Origin of the sequence: Peribacillus sp. CSMR9 (genome assembly GCF_033141925.1) — a bacterium.
Classification (GTDB): domain Bacteria; phylum Bacillota; class Bacilli; order Bacillales; family DSM-1321; genus Peribacillus; species Peribacillus simplex_A.
In genome coordinates this window covers 1-1,908 of record NZ_JAOPHO010000166.1, presented here as the reverse complement: position 1 = coordinate 1,908, position 1,908 = coordinate 1, and the positions used below count along the sequence as shown (strand labels likewise).

The 1,908-nt window shown below is 39.0% G+C and carries 2 protein-coding genes and 1 pseudogene; 1 reads left to right on the top strand and 2 read right to left on the bottom strand.

Annotated elements, in window-relative coordinates; genetic code table 11:
- Positions 1–293: pseudogene (locus N9I19_RS24600) on the top strand (hypothetical protein); the annotation flags it as partial.
- Between the two features lie 264 nt (positions 294–557).
- Here N9I19_RS24600 and N9I19_RS24595 read toward each other — a convergent pair.
- Positions 558–968, bottom strand: coding sequence for a nuclear transport factor 2 family protein (locus N9I19_RS24595; protein ID WP_317779309.1), 411 nt, complete (start codon positions 966–968; stop codon positions 558–560).
- 12 nt (positions 969–980) lie between these two features.
- Complete coding sequence (locus N9I19_RS24590; RefSeq protein WP_317779308.1) at positions 981–1,829, bottom strand: conjugal transfer protein TrbL family protein; 849 nt, start codon at positions 1,827–1,829, stop codon at positions 981–983.
- Between the last annotated feature and the right edge of the window lie 79 nt (positions 1,830–1,908).

The following is a 1,908-nucleotide window of genomic DNA, read 5'->3' as shown; positions in this document are numbered from 1 at the left end:
GACGGTCTTATTTCAGTACCATGACAACGATGAAAAAGGCATCAAGTATAGTCCCTGAATATAAGGATGGGGAAAGGATGTCGGCCGACGAGTATGAAATGATTACGAGAAAATGTTTCGTGGTTGAGAGTATCCTAAATGAGCGTATGGGTTACATACCTAAAAAGATAACGGAAAACCTGCTTATAAATTATGAAGCACGTTGCCAGGACCCATATAATGACAAGCTGATGACCATAAAAAAGCCCGAGATTGAAAAGGAAAGGGGTGTATCTTATAAACTTAGCAGATAAGCCTATTAAATACTTAAGGAGTTACATTCAAAGGAGGTAATAGTATGCCGAATAATTCTGAACCCTCAAAAACACCTCAATCAACTACAGCTAATTTTTTTTGTTGCTTTAACTGTTCTAACTTTCTTTGTTTTTCCTTTTCTCTTTTGTCTTTTTCGGCTTGTGCGAAAACCATGAATTCTCCGAATGACATTTAGTTGTCCTCCTTTAATTTTTATTTTATCTCGTGCAAGACACATAATATTACGTGTTTTTTAGCTTTTCTCAATTTGCAATTTTCCATATGCCATTTTCCTTTACCAGGACATATTTTTTTGTTTCTTTGCTCTGGTCCGTATAAGTTATCATAACATCTATCGCGGCACTTTCTCCAGAGATTACCAATGATTTCTCGATGGGGGAGACAAATTTAGTTTTTTCGGCATATTCCAAAATGAATTCTGGATAAGTACCACCCCAATAGGTTCCAGTTTCAAATACCTTCAGGATATCATCATCCATATATTCTTTTGTTCCTTCAATATTTCCGTCCTTGGCAAGTTCGTGAACGGTGGTAATTGTTTCAGATGGTGTCAGATCCTTTTCCTCCTGGGAATGGTTGAATGCTGCTAAAAAGATACCGGAAAGGGCTATCAGTAAGCCCAATCCAGTAAATAAAAACTTCTTTTTCTTCATCGTGTTTCCTCCTTATTTTCCAGTCATTTTAGAAGCGGCGAATTTGTATATCACCATTTTGGAAGCCCCACCAGCCATCCCGACTGCCGTTTTACCAGAGCCAGAGGAATAAAGGAACTGTCTAATGTACTTAGGACCTTTCAACAGGACGACCATTAAGCCGATTGCCATCATATAATCTTGTAGTTTTTCAGTACCTGTGAGCAGGTTCAGAATCAACCATAAGAGGGCGACTTGAAAAGCCTGAGAGAAAATAACGCTAACCGATTCCCTCCACCATATTGACCAAATATCCATGTTTTCTGAAATGATGCTGTGTGCTGCTATTGGTGATGTGACCAGTAAGACGATGTATTCTCCAAGCCTTTGAATGTACTGTAAGCCCAAAAGCACGAAGAGAATAACAATGGTAAGTGTAGCGAGAGATATTGCCATACCAGCTGTTTGAGGCATGGTCACGAACTTTTCTAAGGTCTTGGTATCCAAACCCTCATCCAGAAAATATTGCACGATCGCGTTGTTCAATCTCAGTAGGACTTTTTCCAACAGCCAAGGAGCAGAAGCGGAAAGGATGAAAGCAAGAACTGCTTTGAAAACCACTTCTGAAAGCCCTCTGCTTTGCACTCCAGCCATTTGGTTGAACATGATACCGATGATAGCCCAAGCGACAAACACGATGCAGAGAGAGGAAGCTAGGGCAAAAACAAAGTCATACAGGACATCAATCTTTGGATATTTAGAAAAATCAGTGGGCTTTAACATGAAGATTTCGAGCCAATCAAATGCCATGTTAGCAAAGTCTTTAACGAGTTCAGCAATTAATTCTTTGAGCCATTCTATTGGGCTTTTAAAAGGGTTCATTTTGTTACCTCCTATTGTATCAAATATTTCTTATTGTTGTATATCGGATTATCAGAATTTAAAACTTCCCCCTAAGTCG

What these genes read in the sequence shown, in the direction of transcription:
- N9I19_RS24590 (WP_317779308.1), bottom strand. Translation starts at nt 1,829, where the DNA reads ATGAACCCTTTTAAAAGCCCAATAGAATGGCTCAAAGAATTAATTGCT.
- N9I19_RS24595 (WP_317779309.1), bottom strand. Translation starts at nt 968, where the DNA reads ATGAAGAAAAAGAAGTTTTTATTTACTGGATTGGGCTTACTGATAGCC.